This is a genomic window from Paenibacillus sp. EKM10P (assembly GCF_011800655.1).
Classification (GTDB): Bacteria; Bacillota; Bacilli; order Paenibacillales; family Paenibacillaceae; genus Paenibacillus; species Paenibacillus polymyxa.
On sequence record NZ_JAALET010000003.1, the window covers coordinates 1 to 16,259 of the forward strand.

General features: G+C 42.6%; 14 protein-coding genes. All 14 read right to left on the reverse strand.

Annotated elements, in window-relative coordinates:
* Positions 1-408: 408 nt before the first annotated feature.
* The 14 genes from ligA to HFE01_RS09580 all read right to left on the reverse strand — a co-directional run bounded on the left by ligA (position 409) and on the right by HFE01_RS09580 (position 16,243).
* Positions 409-2,424 carry an NAD-dependent DNA ligase LigA gene (gene ligA, locus HFE01_RS09520; RefSeq protein ID WP_167437834.1) on the reverse strand — a complete coding sequence of 672 codons (2,016 nt, stop codon included), beginning with the start codon at positions 2,422-2,424 and terminating at the stop codon, positions 409-411.
* Positions 2,425-2,510: 86 nt separating this feature from the next.
* Positions 2,511-4,835 carry a DNA helicase PcrA gene (pcrA, locus tag HFE01_RS09525; protein ID WP_117290420.1) on the reverse strand — a complete coding sequence of 775 codons (2,325 nt, stop codon included), beginning with the start codon at positions 4,833-4,835 and terminating at the stop codon, positions 2,511-2,513.
* Between the two features lie 41 nt (positions 4,836-4,876).
* On the reverse strand, positions 4,877-5,569 hold the full coding sequence (gene pcrB / locus HFE01_RS09530; RefSeq protein WP_481856240.1) for a heptaprenylglyceryl phosphate synthase: 693 nt from the start codon (positions 5,567-5,569) through the stop codon (positions 4,877-4,879).
* A gap of 144 nt (positions 5,570-5,713) precedes the next feature.
* Positions 5,714-6,586 carry a phosphatidylinositol-specific phospholipase C/glycerophosphodiester phosphodiesterase family protein gene (locus tag HFE01_RS09535; protein WP_031462313.1) on the reverse strand — a complete coding sequence of 291 codons (873 nt, stop codon included), beginning with the start codon at positions 6,584-6,586 and terminating at the stop codon, positions 5,714-5,716.
* A gap of 135 nt (positions 6,587-6,721) precedes the next feature.
* Complete coding sequence (locus HFE01_RS09540; protein ID WP_016822991.1) at positions 6,722-8,122, reverse strand: undecaprenyl-phosphate glucose phosphotransferase; 1,401 nt, start codon at positions 8,120-8,122, stop codon at positions 6,722-6,724.
* Positions 8,119-9,027 carry a glycosyltransferase family 2 protein gene (locus HFE01_RS09545; protein WP_017427447.1) on the reverse strand — a complete coding sequence of 303 codons (909 nt, stop codon included), beginning with the start codon at positions 9,025-9,027 and terminating at the stop codon, positions 8,119-8,121. The genes HFE01_RS09540 and HFE01_RS09545 overlap by 4 nt, the downstream gene beginning before the upstream one ends.
* A 370-nt stretch (positions 9,028-9,397) precedes the next feature.
* Positions 9,398-9,490 carry a putative holin-like toxin gene (locus HFE01_RS27760; protein WP_219727884.1) on the reverse strand — a complete coding sequence of 31 codons (93 nt, stop codon included), beginning with the start codon at positions 9,488-9,490 and terminating at the stop codon, positions 9,398-9,400.
* Between the two features lie 540 nt (positions 9,491-10,030).
* Positions 10,031-10,432 (reverse strand): GtrA family protein, encoded by a 402-nt coding sequence (locus HFE01_RS09550; protein ID WP_090738069.1) that lies wholly within the window; start codon positions 10,430-10,432, stop codon positions 10,031-10,033.
* Positions 10,429-11,418 (reverse strand): glycosyltransferase family 2 protein, encoded by a 990-nt coding sequence (locus HFE01_RS09555; protein ID WP_167437836.1) that lies wholly within the window; start codon positions 11,416-11,418, stop codon positions 10,429-10,431. The genes HFE01_RS09550 and HFE01_RS09555 overlap by 4 nt, the downstream gene beginning before the upstream one ends.
* A gap of 446 nt (positions 11,419-11,864) precedes the next feature.
* A complete protein-coding gene (locus HFE01_RS09560) occupies positions 11,865-12,803 on the reverse strand; it encodes a glycosyltransferase family 2 protein (protein WP_167437941.1) in 939 nt (312 codons plus the stop codon).
* A gap of 144 nt (positions 12,804-12,947) precedes the next feature.
* Positions 12,948-13,826: a dTDP-4-dehydrorhamnose reductase gene (gene rfbD / locus HFE01_RS09565; RefSeq protein ID WP_167437837.1), complete on the reverse strand. Its 879-nt coding sequence runs from the start codon at positions 13,824-13,826 to the stop codon at positions 12,948-12,950.
* A 1-nt stretch (position 13,827) separates the two neighbouring features.
* Entirely contained in the window at positions 13,828-14,847 is a 1,020-nt protein-coding gene (rfbB, locus tag HFE01_RS09570) for a dTDP-glucose 4,6-dehydratase (RefSeq protein WP_167437838.1), read from the reverse strand.
* Positions 14,848-14,927: 80 nt separating this feature from the next.
* Positions 14,928-15,476 (reverse strand): dTDP-4-dehydrorhamnose 3,5-epimerase, encoded by a 549-nt coding sequence (gene rfbC, locus HFE01_RS09575; RefSeq protein WP_107733876.1) that lies wholly within the window; start codon positions 15,474-15,476, stop codon positions 14,928-14,930.
* A gap of 23 nt (positions 15,477-15,499) precedes the next feature.
* A complete protein-coding gene (locus tag HFE01_RS09580) occupies positions 15,500-16,243 on the reverse strand; it encodes a sugar phosphate nucleotidyltransferase (RefSeq protein ID WP_107733875.1) in 744 nt (247 codons plus the stop codon).
* Positions 16,244-16,259 lie beyond the last annotated feature (16 nt).

The following is a 16,259-nucleotide window of genomic DNA, read 5'->3' on the forward strand; positions in this document are numbered from 1 at the left end:
TTCGTCCTGAGCCAGGATCAAACTCTCCATTAAAGACCAACCGAAGTTGGTTATAGAAAGAGCGATTAGCTCATTTTTAATGCTAGCGATTCTTCTTCATAAAAGAAGTAATCTTTATTTCATCATCCATTTGTTCAGTTTTCAAAGAACTTGTCTGACCTCGTTTGTTTAACAAGTCAGGAATTAGATCATATCATGTCAGTTGCTTTCTTGTCAAATCTTTTTTTTGATTATCTTTTCAGCAACTTTGCTTCAAGAAATGTTATTCTCAAAGCAACGTCTAATAATATATCATGCCTGAAGTTATTTAGCAAGCACTTTTTTATACTCTTGTTCTTTACTATATAACAGATAATAAGGCAGCCACTCCGCTCTGGAACGGAATGACTGCCCTCATTACAAAAACTATTATTCTTGTTCTAACAGTCTGATAAATTCATCCTCATCTTCTATGGTGTCGATTCCGAGCTGTTGTGCCTTAGCCAGCTTGCTCCCAGCCTTTTCACCAGCTATGACTAGATCCGTCTTTTTCGATACAGATCCGGCAACTTTGGCTCCCAGCGCCTCCAGCCTTGACGCAGCTTCATCACGCGTAAGCTGATGCAAGGTACCTGTAAGCACAACCGTTTTCCCACTGAAAAAGCTGTCTATCTTTTTCACCTGTGGAGCTTCGGGAGCCTGAGCTTTTACCCCTAGAGACAGCATCTTTTCAATCCCTGCTTGAGTAAATGGATCGGCAAAGAATGCAACAATGCTTTCAGCTACAATCCCACCTACATCTGGGAGTTCTATCAGTTCATCCACCGTAGCGGACATCGTCTTGTGCAAATCACGATAGTGTTCAGCCAACATGCGTGTCGTCGCTTTACCGGTATTCGGTATGCCCAGAGCATAAAGGAAAGAAGCCAGGTCTCTCTCCTTACTCTTTTCGAGTGCCGCCAAGAGGTTATTGGCCTTTTTCTCACCAAACCGCTCCAGCTTCACAAGATCATCATATTGCAGTGTATACAGATCCGCAGGTTCACGAACTCCCAGTTCATCATGCAGTTGGATAGCTGTTTTATCACTGAACGTCTCAATGTCCATGGCATCACGTGATGCAAAATGGGAAATGCGGGCCACAATTTGGGGTTTACAACCTAGCTTATTGTCACAAAATAAATGAGCGCCTCGCTGCTGCAGCGGAAACCCACAAGCTGGACAATGATCTGGAACCACAATTTCCTCTCCATCGTTCTCAGATGTTACTTTTCCCAAAATCTCAGGAATAACATCGTTTGAGCGACGAATAAACACACGTGCCCCCAAAGCAAACTTCAAGTTTTTACGCTCGATGTCACCAGCATTGTTCAGCGTACAATTTTGTACAGTGACTCCCGCCAGCTCTACCGGTTCTACCCTAGCCAGTGGAGTGATCTTCCCGGTTCTTCCTACATTCCACTCGACCGAGTTAAGCACCGTAGTCGTTTCCTCTGCTTCGAACTTATAGGCCACCGCCCAGCGTGGGAATTTATCAGTATATCCGAGAACCTCACGTGTGCGCATATCTGTAATTTTCAATACTGCCCCATCAATAAGATAGTCCAATCCCGCACGGGATTCCTCAATCTCAATCAGTTGCTCCATTACATCATCAAAATTATCAAAGTAAGTCAGGTATGGGTTTACCTTGAAATGATTTTCACGCAGGAAGGTCATCATCTCCTGGTGGCTGTTAAACTGGATACCGTCTGCATATCCCACGTTGTAGAAAAATGCATTCAGTCGGCGTTCTGCTGTCACTTTGGGATTCAAGTTGCGCAAAGCACCAGCTGCGGCGTTGCGTGCATTTTTAAGAGGGTCCGCGGCAGTCTCATTATATTTGGACAGTACAGAAAGATTCATGATTCCTTCTCCCTGCACTTCAATTGTTCCATTTCGAAAAGGAATTGTAAGTGGCACGGATTTAATCGTCTTGACCTGTGCCAGTATCCCCTCACCTACCACACCATTACCACGTGTGGAAGCCTGCACCAGTTGTCCATCCGTGTATGTCAGGTTCAGCGTCAGTCCATCAAATTTTAGTTCTATCGCATAGCCGGGGGATGGCAAAGGTTGCTCTGGGTTCTTGGTATTGTAATCATTGACTAGCTTCACGACACGCGCATTCCATGCACGCAGCTGCTCCATATTCTGAGCTTTATCAAGGCTCCATAATGGAGCGAGATGGCGATGCGGTGTGAAGCCCTTGAGGATCTCCCCGCCCACACGCTGTGTTGGCGAATCCGGCAGTACAAGACCGCTTGTCTGTTCAAGCGCTACCAGTTCGTCATAAAGCACATCATATTCTTTGTCGCTGATCTGGGGATCATCCAATGTATAGTAGTGATAGTTATATGTGTTCAGTTCAGCAACAAGCTGCTCCATCCTGTGCATTGGGTTCATGCAGGCGTATCCCTCCGGGAACTTCATTAGGGCAGAGGCTTTAGCCAAGCTGCCCTATGAGGTTCGAGATTTAATAATATTTAAGATTATTCTACTTTTGTAATCGGTGCAAAGCCAGCTAACAGTCGTTTAACCCCTACTGGAGCCGGGAAAGCAATCTGAAGCTCCATATCATTGCCCGTTCCTTTTACAGCTACAATGGTTCCAATTCCCCACTTGCCATGCTGTACCTTGTCTCCGGCAGCAAAAATGGATGCCCCCCCTGTCGCAACAGACGGAGTTGGTTTTGCAGGTGAGGAAGTGGTCACTGTTACGCGGGGCGACGCGGAAGCAGACGAGCCACTACGGCTCATCGTATCAAACGAGCGCTCTCCACCAAAGTTGCTGCCACTGCTTTTGCCCAGTCCGCGACCACCATAAGAACCGCCTACATTGCCTGAACGACGGTAACGATCACGCTTGATGACCGTATCCTCTTTTAACTCATCCGGAATCTCTTCGAGAAAGCGGGAAGGCGGGTTAGCTGTGGTGCGTCCAAATAAAGTGCGCATCTGAGCGCATGTGAGGAACAACTGCTCCTCAGCACGGGTAATCCCGACATACGCCAATCTACGCTCTTCCTCCAGCTCTTCATTATCCAAAAAGGCCCTGCTGTGAGGGAATACCCCTTCCTCCATACCAACGATAAATACGATAGGAAACTCCAGTCCTTTGGCGCTATGCATGGTCATTAATACAACCGCATCACTCTGCTCCTCTTCATCGTCATTCATGGAATCAATATCGGCAATGAGAGCAAGATCGGTCAGGAAGGAGACAAGCGACTTGTCTTCCGTCCCTTTTTCAAATTCCATAGTTACCGACAGAAACTCATCAATATTCTCCAAACGCGAGCGTGACTCGAGAGTATTCTCATTTTGTAGTTCCAATCGATATTGGGTGGTTTCCAGCATTTTTTCGGTCAACTCAGTAACTGACAGGTAATCCACCATCCGACTTAAACCTTCAATCATATCGTAAAACTCAACAAGCGCATTGCGCGTGCGTCCAGCAAAGCCCAAATCATCAACCACTTGAAGCACACGGAAAATCGAAACCCCACGTTCCGCCGCGGCTGCCTGTAATTTGCCAACCGTTGTGTCGCCGATGCTTCGTTTGGGTACATTAATGATTCGGATCAGGCTGATATCGTCGTCAGGATTGGACAGTAGGCGAAGATACGCCAGCAAATCCTTAATCTCTTTACGATCATAGAACTTGATTCCGCCCACGATTTGGTAAGGGATATCCGATTTGATCAAAATTTCCTCGACCACCCGAGACTGGGCATTCGTACGGTACAAAATGGCATGATGGCTATAGGTTTTGCCCGCCTTAATATTCTTATGAATTTCTGAGGCGATAAAATAGCCTTCGTCATGCTCGGAGTCAGCACGATAAACCTTAATCTTGGCGCCGCCTTCTTTGTCGGTCCATAGTTTTTTTGGCTTGCGGCCTGTGTTTTGGCCAATGACTTCGTTAGCTGCATTAAGGATATTTGAAGTTGAACGATAATTCTGCTCCAGCAAAATCGTGCGTGCTTCCGGGTAATCCTCTTCAAAGTTCAAAATGTTGCTAATATCCGCACCCCGCCACCGATAGATGGATTGGTCGCTGTCACCTACAACACATAGCCGATGATGCTTGTCAGCCAGCATTTTGCACAGCATATACTGCGCACGGTTCGTATCCTGATATTCATCAACATGAATGTATTGAAATTTCTTCTGGTAGAAATCAAGTACCTCGGGCACTTCTTTAAAGAGCTGAATCGTTGCCATAATCAAATCATCAAAATCAAGAGAGTTGTTGTTTCTGAGCCGTTGTTGGTACTTGGTATATACCTTCGCCACAATTCCTTCAAAATAATCGCCAATCTTGCGCTCATACATTTCGGGAGTGACCAGTTCATTTTTAGCCGTACTCATCATAGACTGAACCGCTTTGGGTTCAAACTTTTTGGTATCTATATTCAGGTCCTTCATACAGCTTCGGATGACAGACAATTGATCCGTAGAATCCAAGATGCTGAAATTGGAGGTAAATCCGATCCGCTCGATATCCCGGCGTAAAATACGCACACACATGGAGTGAAAGGTGGATACCCACACATCTTTCCCCTGCGGACCAATCAGCTTGGATACGCGATCCTGCATTTCACGCGCGGCCTTGTTCGTAAAGGTAATCGCCAAAATCCCCCATGGAGCCGTCTTGCGGGTCGCAATGAGGTAAGCTATTCGGTGCGTGAGCACCCGTGTCTTACCACTGCCTGCGCCAGCCATAATTAGCAGAGGACCATCTACCGCCTCCACGGCCTGACGCTGAGGCTGATTAAGGCGAGCTACCGCCTCGTGTATATCTATTGATTGCATGCGTGCATGCTCCTTTCCCTAAGCTTTCATATATTCACGCTCTATACTTCCAATTTCACAGCTATCGTCTCCAACGCTTTCGCCAAATCAAGATAAATAATGTTTCCTACTACAATGGTGTCACAAACAGCTGCTGCTTGTAACGCGGTAGTTTTATCCACGATCCCTCCTCCGTATAAAACACGAGATCGCTCCGTACCGCGATGTATTTGTTGTACCAGTTCCATATCTCCAAAGACACCGCTATATTCCACATATACAATCGGTAGATGCATAAGCTTGTCAGCAATCTGTGCATATGAAGCGGCAGCAGAAGCACTCAGCGAAGTTTCCGCACCAGTAAGCTTAGCGACGGTGGAATCACCGTTCAAAACAATATATCCTTCCGTCACAAGCAAATCCCAAGGGATCATATAACCAAATTGCTCAATCGCACGTTGGTGCTGCCCCATAATCCAATTACTGTCAGCGGTATTCAGCACCATGGGAATCATATATAGATCAAACCCCGGCACCACAGCTTCCAGATCGGATACCTCAAGCACACACGGCACCTCATAACGCCGAACCCGCGACAGCAAATCCACCGTATTTTCATAGGTTACGCCTGATGAACCTCCCACCATAATAGCGTCTGTACCAGACATACACACGGCATCAAGCGCCTCATCATTCAGTTCCTTGTCAGGATCAAGCTTAAATACATGCCTCCATGATTGAATTGAATCTGCCAACACACATTCCTCCAGCATCCATTGCTTTTGTCATCATCCAGACGAGCCGAATTCCAATATCCAAAAGCGTTCTATGCTAAGTCTATGACAGTGCTTAAAAGGTGTCAATGTTCGTATCAAATGGGAACACCGAGTTCAGACAGCTCATGGTCTCAGCGCATACAACCAACTGCGTCTACGAAGTTCTTTTTCCGTTAAAACGTCAGTATAAAAACCTCTTACACCCATCTGTTCGTACTCAGTGGCGTCCTTCAACTCGTTAATCGTATTTACGTAGCACACTGCCCCTGCCTGACGCAAACTTTCCACTAAGGCACCACTCACGCGATTTTCTGGTAAAGTTACTGCTGTTATATCATGCTGTTGGACAAATTGAATGATCTGGTCATCCGTGTCTTCTGTAGCATATAGCGTATAAATGATGGATGTATAAGGATAGATACTCCGCAACGTTTGCAACATTTCTTCATTATAAATTTGAGGGACAATACGAGACAAAAGTTCGGGATTTTTCTCCTGGGCCTGATGGGTCAGTTGTGCAAATAACTGTTTGATTTGGGCAGGGTCCTGCTCTTTCGTATCGGTCACAATATAGGCATCCGGGTAGTTTTCCAATAAATCCAATACATCCTTCCAATCAAGTGGAGTATAAGAACCGTGTATGGGGGTGTTTTTAAACTGATGATAGCTCCAAGGCTTTCCGCCCTGCTCTGTAGCAACTGCGTATTCCTGTTGCATTTGTTTGGTAAAGGATTCTGTCCATTCATGGCGCGCCACCAAATGTCCATCCGAAGTAAACATCAGGTCGACCTCGAATACACGGCTGCCTTTTTTATAATTTTCCACAAACGCTTCACGCGCATTGGTATAGGCCAAACCATCAACGGCTCCCATGGCATGGGAAATCACACGGTGTGTGGTAAAGCCAGTATGTTCTTCTGTAGATTGTCCTTTGTAAGCCAGTAAAAATGTACCGATTATCATTAAAAGAATAACTGCAGCAATCACTCGTTTCATAGGGTGTCACATCCTTTTCGTACAGGTCAATACCCTACATACACCTACTCAAAACAGCCCTATATCAGCTGAACTAAAAAATCAGCTATATAGACACAAAAACACCCTCCGACTAAGCCGAAGGGTGACTCTGGATTAATATGCGTTTTTGAAACCATTGCGAATCGTGCGAAAAATAATTTTAATATCGAATAAGAGCGACCAGTTCTCAATATAGAAGATGTCATGCTTAATCCGTTCCTCAATAGATGTATCTCCGCGCAAGCCGTTACTCTGTGCCCAGCCTGTAATTCCAGGACGAACATGATGCTTCACCATGTATTTTGGAATTTCCTCACGGAACTGATCCACATAATAGGGCCGTTCCGGACGTGGGCCAACGACGCTCATATCACCCAACAGTACGTTGAAAAACTGTGGCAGCTCGTCGAGGCTTGTTTTACGAATAAACGTACCAAAACGTGTGCGTCTTGGGTCATTAGCAGTCGTCCAGCCCGTATCTTCAGTTCCAGGCGGCAGTACCTTCATGGAGCGAAATTTGTACATCCGGAAGGTGCGACGGTTCAAGCCTACTCGCTCCTGCTTAAAAATAATGGGGCCTCTCGACGTGACCTTCACACCAATCGCCACAGCCAGCATAATCGGAGAGGTCAGAATAATCGCAAATAAAGAAAATAAAATATCGAACAGACGCTTAAACAATCGATTCCCTGCTACATCCAGTGGAATATCCCGTACATTAATCATCGGCATACCTGCAAAGTTGTCAAAGTAAGGTCGTGCCGGCAAATAATCAAAGAAATCGGGAATAATAAGCGTGCGCACTCCAGCCTTTTCACACATGTTGATAATCTTGGGATACTTATCATGAGCATCCAGCGGCAGCGCCAGAATGACCTCATCAATCATCAGGCGCGACAGCGTTGCCTCCAACTGATCTAATCCTCCAAGAATCGGGCGAAAATGTGCCTCTTCCTCTTCACTCCAATGCCGTTTATCATCTAGAAATCCCACTACTTCATAGCCTAAATCAGGATACTGTCCAAGATTATGATAAAATCGTTGGCCCAAAGAACCCGCTCCAAGTATGAGCATGAATTGCTTATTGTATCCTTTTTGACGGAGGACTTTAAGAACTTGCTTCAAAAAATATCGATAAAACAAAATAATCAGTACATTACCAATCATATAGATCGCCAGATAAGACCGCGAAATGTCGATTTGCTTCACGAAGAACATCACACTCAACAGCACAAACAGGCCAACAATATGAATCTGTGTGACACGAAACACGTCATCTGCAAACCGTTTTTTTCGTTTTGGTGAATAGAGTGAGAATAACATCCCCAGCACTACGGCAATTAGACCGTATATTAAGCTCCACCCTCCATATACTTGAATAGGAAGTGGCTCTTTATAAGTGATCCATTCACTTTCAAATTTAAAAAACCAAGCGATCAGAAAGGATAACTGAATGACCGCGAAATCCGCCACAATATATAATTGGGTTAAAAAACGCTGATTTCTGCGTATCATGCTTTCACCTCAGTATGAGATTGTTCTCCGCCGTCCGGCTTAACCGGTGCAGACAACTTATTTTTTAGAAAAGCCATTCCAAACTTCACCGTAATTCCCGCATATACAGCCATGTTGGTGATCCAGCTGTATTGCTGCTTATAATGCTTACGATGAAATACCCACATCGCTCTATGAAACTCATAAATAATTTTCAAAGGGCGACGGCGAGCACTGCCTCCTTTGATATGAATAATATATGTGCGTGGGTAGTAGTAAATGCCCCAACCAGCTTGTTTAATCCGGTAACACCAGTCTATGTCTTCACCATACATAAAAAAGGTTTCATCCAATCCGCCGACCTGGTCAATCGTCTCCCGACGCACCAGCATAAAAGCCCCAACCAGTACATCCACAGGATACTCATCATCTGGGCTTAGATGCCCAAGCTGATATTGGTTGTACTTTGGGTTATCCGGGTAACGCTTCGACCAGCCGAAAGCATAGTAAAAAGACGCCGACGGCGTTGGAAACCCTCGCTTACAAGCCTTATCTAGCGAGCCATCCGGCAGGATGACCTTACAACCCGATGCCCCCATCTCCGGATGTGTATCCATAAATTGAATCATTGTATCCAGCGTATCCGGCTGCACCAACGTATCGGAGTTCAACAGCAATACATAACGCCCGCTAGCTACTTCCATGCCCTGGTTGTTCGCCTTGGCAAACCCTGTATTATCCTGATTGGCTATCAACATAATTTCCGGGTATGCAGCACGAATAGCCTCAACAGACCCGTCACTGGAGTGATTATCGATAACAATCACTTCATATCGATACTGCGTCTTTGACGCATACACCGACTGCAAACAATCCAGCGTCAATTGACATGTATTATAGTTGACGACCAGTATGCTTACATCCATATTTAAAACGCTCCTGACAAATTCAGTAATCTATTCTACTATCGCCTATTATAGCATACCGTGCAGACCACTGGGCGCAAAAAAGCACATAACTTGTAACCTTGCATAGTTAGTAAAATTTCGCAAAATTCGATTCCAACTGCTCCAAAGTGCAAATATAGACAAACGAAACCATTTGGAACTATATATTGTTCATTGGAAGTCGATTATTAGATTTTTGTAAAATCCTCGGTTGAGGTCTAAATTTCATCGTGGTAAGATATACATGGAAAAAGGGCTGGTGCCAGCCAGCCCCGCGCAACCAACGCTCCAAGAGCGGACGGTTTTGGAACAATCAGGCCGAAAATAGACCCTTCCTTGCGGGGGCGGTCTATTTTCGTTTGTTAAACTCTAACAGTGTGACGATTAACGCCCCGAACGTCAGCATTAAACTGAGCGCCTCAAACACTGTCACAGGCTTCACCCCCCTCCTCGGGAGAGTTAGCCGACCGCCCTTGTCAGCTCTATCGGTTGCACGTTTCAATTATACTATATATTTCCAAAAAGGAACACGCATTCGATGGTATTTCAATAAAATAGTTATGTCTAATAAAAAAGTATAAGCTTGAACAATTATCAAAATGAAGCTTTATATTTTCATTTAATCCCCACTGAATTAACAAAAAACCATCGATGAATTACGATTTGCCATAAGTATTGAACTTCAGAACTTGTTTATCATTATGCAGAAAATATTTACTTATGTTTCCAATGTAGATTGTAGTAGTATGACATATGGAGTATGTTAATAGAAAAGAAAAGCCCATGCTGATTTCACGTAAAATGATAATATACACCATTACGCAATAAACCATCATGAGCTATCAGCATTCTAATTTAACGTAGTTAATTAGAAAGCCATGTGCAGACAGAGCGCTTGCCATATTTATATGGAAATTAGTTCATCTTAATTGTATTCAGAAAATCCTGTAATTAATCGGAAAGCGTGACAATTCCCAATAATTTAGTCACTTGTTCTTTTCATAAATACCAAATATTTGCTTGCCAAGTAATTCACTGCTATAACTATAAAGTTAACAATAATTTTTGCTAGAAAATCATCCATCCTTACATTTTGGATAAGCACAATCATTAAAATGAAGTCCAGGCAAAGAGATGACAATCTGATCAGGAAGAATAAAGAGAACTCTTTAGGCAACGAAGTTAATCGAGAGTCATTTTTTTTAAATACATATAGCTTGTTCGTTACAAAAGCAAATATCATAGATATCAACCAAGCTACAGTGATAGAAAGCTTATAATCTGCACCCAATACTTTTGTAAAGAGGGCATAAATAATCAAATTTATAATAGTTGTAAGAACTCCAAAAACAACGTAATTGACAAGTTCCTTACCTAATTTCATATCCGACCCCGAGAGAATCTATTTTCCATATATTTTTGTTCCGAGATAGCACCCTTACCATTGTTATACTCTTTGACAAAATACAGTGGTCTACTTTTGGTTTCATTAAATACTCTGCCTAGATATTCACCAATAATACCGAGAGACAACAATTGTATTCCTCCAAGAAATAAAATTACTGTCATAAGTGAAGCATAACCAGCAACAGAACCTCCAAAAATAAGAGTCCTAGTTATGATAAAAATCATGTAGAAAAATGCTCCTATCGAAATAAATACCCCCAGCATTGCAGAGAATCTTAAGGGTGCCGTTGTGAAAGAAGTAATTCCTTCAATAGCCAGATCTAAAAGCTTATAATAATTCCATTTTGTTTCTCCTGCCGCACGAGAATCACGATTAAATAAAATCTCTTTCTTGTTAAATCCAATCCAACTAAACATACCTTTTGTATACCTTTGTGTTTCTCTCAACTGTTTTAATGCCTCGATACAACGCCTGTCGAGCAATCGGAAATCCCCTGTGTTTTCTTGGATAGGAATTCTGCTCATTTTTTGAAGCAATTTATAAAAGCTGGATGCTGTCCATTTTTTAAACCAGGTTTCCCCCGCTCTGGTTGCCCGCTTCGCATATACATCGTCATAGCCCTGCTCCCAGTATTTAATCATCTCAACAATCAATTCAGGAGGGTCCTGAAGATCTGCATCGATAATCACAACAGCATCCCCCACGGAAAAATCCAATCCAGCAATCATCGCAACCTCCTTTCCGAAGTTACGTGAAAGGTCCACTAATGAAATTCTTCTATCTTTCTTACCTAAATTTTTAAGAATTTCAGCCGTGTTATCCTTACTTCCATCATTTACGAATAATAATTCAAAATTATAACCAGTAATAGAATCAATTACTTTAGTTAAGCGAGAATAAAGTTGGTAAATAACTTCTTCTTCATTATATGCAGGTATAAGAATTGTTATAGTTTTAAACATAGAAGCCCCTTCTTTATAGCATATTTATTCAAATTGAAACCTTTATAATTTATAAAAACCTTTCGACGCAAAAAAAGCCAACTGATTATTAATCTGAGTAATGTAATATCTCCATTATTCGAATAATCCTCTTTATCAACCTAAATTACCACTTTTTCATATCGAGAAATATCTATATCGAATACTTGGGATTCCATAGAAGCAGTACAGGCGAGTCTTTTAAGAGATTTTTGTGAATCTACTTCTATATAGGAGACACTTTAGAATCGTTTGTTTCTCCAGGATGAATTGCTATTTTATCCGGTATTAACCTAACTTCAACATTAGGCAATCCAGAGTAAGTTTTTGAAATTTCAACTCTATAATACGCTCAAAAATAGTGATCTTTGTATTACCAACCAGATTAACTGTTTAATACCCCACTAAAAAAATAAGCATCAATTATTTTATAATCTACCTATTATAAAAACAAACTTGTAAATCAAATTGTCAATTACAGACTGCCTATAAAATGGTGCACTAAAAATATATATGGCACGCTTAATTATATTTTTGCTTTGAAAACTAATAAACCTAGAAATTTCCTGTTGTTTCTGATCATCAAGCTTCTGCTGAAACGTTTGCGCAAACTCTATAGCCTGTTTACTTAAAATATAATGGTTTTTTCCGTTTATAAATCTATTCCACCTCTTGCTCCACTTGCTTTTCCAGCCATCCGCTGCTCCTCCCAGAACATTATTGTGGTGTTGACGATAGAGGATACTCGGCTGTGGATCGAACACGACCCTTCCAAAAGATGAAACACACAGATATATCCACCAATCGTGCATGATAACGTTTTTAACATTTAACGGAATATTATTTTTCACCAATTCCATTGTGGTTTTATTGAATACCATCGTACAACCGACACATACGTTCTCAATTAATGCATTGTAATGAGATAAGGGTCTTCGCAGAGCTACAGGCCATTTTTTCATAGGAGTTAGCCACTGATCCACCATTTGGGTTGCAGAACAGTACATTAAAGGAACGTTATTAGCAAATTTATTCAGAGAGGATACCGCAGTTATTAACTTATCCTTATTCCAAACATCATCTTGATCACAGAATGCATAAACATCAAACTCATTGGAGGACATTAGTATGAGATCAAAAAAACTTTGCACAACCCCTCTATTCTCACCCTTAAATATAACAATTTGTTGTGAATATAGTTTTTTAAGATGCTCTAGTTTTTCCAAGGTATTATCGGTTGAACCATCATCACGAATCAATATTTGAACCGACACGCCTTCTTGTCTAATCAAACTTAAAATTTGCTCCTCAATATACTGTTCTCCGTTATAAGTAGATAATAGGATCTGAACTCTGAAAGTGTGCAGATGATCCCCCCCTTGTAAAACACTCTCGTGCTCTTACTAAATGAAGATACTTCATGGCACTATATACACTATAGACTGTCCTTCTTACTAAGCACAAGAAAAAATCCCCCAAACTCTAGCTTACAGGGGGATCTTTCTAACATTCTAATTAATATTTCGAAAATCAGCTAGTTCTTTTATAAAACAATGTAAACCTTCCCGCCAATGACGAAGATTGTTCAGACCGTTGGTACGAATTGCGATATGCTCCATGACCGAATTTTTTGGACGTGCTGCTGGTCTTGGAAACTGATCAGTCGAGCATGGCTCAAGTGTGGCAGTTATCGTAGCATCCAATATGTCTACCGCTTCTTTAAAAATAGCTTGCGTAAACTCATACCAGGTGCAAGAACCACTATTGGAGGCATGATATACGCCGTACTTCTCGGTTTGAACCAACTCTGCCAAAAAACGAACCAAATCCACCGTATAAGTAGGCGAGCCTTTCTGGTCGTTCACAACCTGAAGATGCGGCTTTTCCTGCCCAAGCTTTAGCATTGTTTTTACAAAATTGTTCCCATACAGCCCATACACCCATGACGTCCGAACAATAAAGTACCTTGAGGAAAGCGTCTGGGTTAACACCTCTCCCGCCCGTTTGGACTTTCCATAGATACTCTGCGGATTCGTATTGTCATATTCGTGATAAGGCTGCTCGGCTGTCCCATCAAAAACATAATCTGTACTGATATAAACCAGTTTAGCTCCTGCTTTTTCTGCAGCCAGTACCATATTACGTGTTCCTGCCGCATTTACTTGATAAGCTGTATCAAGATCAGTCTCCGCCGCATCCACCGCTGTATACGCTGCACAGTGGATTACCGCTTCTGGCTGATATTGCCCTACTATTTTCATCGCCTGGTCCAAATCCGTAATATCCAGCTGGTCCCGATCGTAGCCAACAACATCATGTCCTTGCTCTTGGAAGACCTTTACCACATCCTTGCCGAGTTGACCAGATGCTCCAGTAACCAATATTCTCATTTTACACATCCCCTAAGCGGGAACCATACTGCTTGGTATAATATTGCTGATATTCGCCAGATTGAATGCGAGTCCACCACTCCTCGTTGTCCAAGTACCAGCGAATCGTTTCTTTAATGCCGGTCTCAAAAGAGTGCTTGGGCTTCCAGCCCAGTTCGTTCATGGTTTTGGTCGGATCAATACCGTAACGGCGGTCATGACCCGGACGATCCTGCACATAAGAGATTAGAGATTCTGGCTTACCTAGCTCCTCCAATACCGTTTTGACGATATGCACATTCGTCCGCTCGTTATTTCCCCCGATATTGTACACTTCACCCAGCTTACCCTGATGAATGACCAGGTCAATAGCGCTGCAGTGATCCTCTACATACAACCAATCGCGAATGTTCAAGCCATCCCCATACACAGGAAGCTGTTGGTCGCTCAATGCACGTGAGATCATTAACGGAATCAGTTTTTCTGGGAATTGATATGGACCGTAATTATTAGAACAACGTGTGATATTCACTGGCAAACCGAAGGTTTCATGATATGCACGAACTAACAGGTCACCGCCTGCCTTGGAAGCAGAATAGGGACTATTAGGCTGCAACGGAGTTTCCTCTGTGAACAATCCGGTTTCACCCAGAGAGCCATACACCTCATCTGTCGATACCTGCACAAATTTGGTCACATTATATTTCTTGGCGACATCCAGTAACACCTGTGTGCCCAGTACGTTTGTTTTCACAAACACTTCCGGCTCCAAAATACTCCGATCCACATGCGACTCTGCCGCAAAATTCACCACCACATCTATTCCCTGCTGCATCAGCTGATCCATCGCTTGTGCATCAGTAATATCCGCTTTCACAAAGGTATGCTTGGGATGATCTTCGATCGATTTCAAATTCTCCAAGTTGCCTGCATAAGTGAGGGCATCCACATTCACAATTTCATAGTCTGGATGCTGCTTTAACATATACAATACAAAGTTACTGCCAATAAATCCGGCACCGCCGGTGACAAGAAGTTTCATAAATACCTCCTCAAACGTGCTTCAATACATTTAACATGTTATTTTGAAACAGAACGACAAAACAGCCGCCTATTATCACTCTAATCAAAGTTAATGTCTGCATCCCTTAATGTCGGATGCTTCTGATCCTTCTCTGAAAGAATAGCATGAGAAGTTGGCCAATCAATCCCCAGCGCAGGGTCATTCCACAGAATTCCCCGATCATTTTCGGGTGAGTAATACTCGTCTACCTTATACAACACTTGAGTATTTGGAACGAGCGTACAGAACCCATGAGCAAATCCTTTAGGCACCAGTAACTGACGTCTATTATGCTCGCTTAAGATCACCCCGACCCATTGACCGAATGTTGGGGAACTTTTACGAATATCCACAATAACATCATAGATGGCTCCAGAAAGCACTCGGATAAGTTTGGTCTGGGCTTTAGGATGAAGCTGGTAATGCAGCCCTCGGATCACGCCAGCTTCTGCAGATAAGGACTGATTATCCTGAATAAAAGCATAGTTGATTCCATGCTGCTTCATGATTTGTTCATTGTAGCTTTCCATAAAAAAACCACGGTGATCACCATGGACCACGGGTTCAATAATTTTTGCACCTTCTAGTTTCAAAGGGATTACTTTCATTTCGTTCATATCCTCCCTTTATTCTAAATCTTTAGCTTTCCAAACTCTTCACCAAACACTATATCTTTGGCTAATTCATTAGCACGCGCAAGAGATGAATGAGTTCCCGCATCTGTCCACCATCCTTGGAGAACATCATATGTCAATGTTCCCTTAGCAATATATGCATTGTTGACGTCAGTGATCTCAAGTTCTCCACGAGCTGAAGGTTCAAGCGTTTTTACAATTTCAAACACGCTATGATCGAACATATAAATACCTGTTACAGCGTAGTTACTTTTTGGGTCTTTAGGTTTTTCTTCAATAGATACAATCCGTTCCCCTTCAAGCTCAGCTACTCCAAAACGGTGTGGATCTTGTACCTGCTGAAGAAGAATCTTCGCACCCGTGATTTGATTGCGGAAATTGTCCACAAATGGTGCAATGTCATCTTCAAATACATTATCACCCAAAATAACAACCATCTGATCATCACCTACAAATTGTTCAGCCAAATCAAGGGCTTGTGCGATCCCACCTGCCTCATCTTGAACTTTATAAGTGAATGTTACGCCCATTTCACGGCCACTACCAAGAAGGTTAACGACATCTCCCATATGCTCTTTACCTGTAACGATAAGTATATCGTGTATGTCAGCTTGCTTGAGCTTGGATACGGAATGGAAAATCATTGGATATTTCCCCACAGGTAACAGATGCTTATTCGTTACTTTGGTTAAGGGATAGAGGCGAGAGCCTGTACCTCCTGCAAGAATTATACCTTTCATCAAAAATCCTCCGATT

Bases quoted from the DNA above. Each gene is read 5' to 3' on its own strand.
- rfbB (WP_167437838.1), bottom strand. From the start codon at position 14,847: ATGAAACTTCTTGTCACCGGCGGTGCCGGATTTATTGGCAGTAACTTT.
- rfbD (WP_167437837.1), bottom strand. From the start codon at position 13,826: ATGAGAATATTGGTTACTGGAGCATCTGGTCAACTCGGCAAGGATGTG.
- rfbC (WP_107733876.1), bottom strand. From the start codon at position 15,476: ATGAAAGTAATCCCTTTGAAACTAGAAGGTGCAAAAATTATTGAACCC.
- HFE01_RS09545 (WP_017427447.1), bottom strand. From the start codon at position 9,027: ATGGATGTAAGCATACTGGTCGTCAACTATAATACATGTCAATTGACG.
- pcrA (WP_117290420.1), bottom strand. From the start codon at position 4,835: ATGCAATCAATAGATATACACGAGGCGGTAGCTCGCCTTAATCAGCCT.
- HFE01_RS09580 (WP_107733875.1), bottom strand. From the start codon at position 16,243: ATGAAAGGTATAATTCTTGCAGGAGGTACAGGCTCTCGCCTCTATCCC.
- HFE01_RS09540 (WP_016822991.1), bottom strand. From the start codon at position 8,122: ATGATACGCAGAAATCAGCGTTTTTTAACCCAATTATATATTGTGGCG.
- HFE01_RS09535 (WP_031462313.1), bottom strand. From the start codon at position 6,586: ATGAAACGAGTGATTGCTGCAGTTATTCTTTTAATGATAATCGGTACA.
- HFE01_RS09555 (WP_167437836.1), bottom strand. From the start codon at position 11,418: ATGTTTAAAACTATAACAATTCTTATACCTGCATATAATGAAGAAGAA.
- HFE01_RS09550 (WP_090738069.1), bottom strand. From the start codon at position 10,432: ATGAAATTAGGTAAGGAACTTGTCAATTACGTTGTTTTTGGAGTTCTT.
- ligA (WP_167437834.1), bottom strand. From the start codon at position 2,424: ATGAACCCAATGCACAGGATGGAGCAGCTTGTTGCTGAACTGAACACA.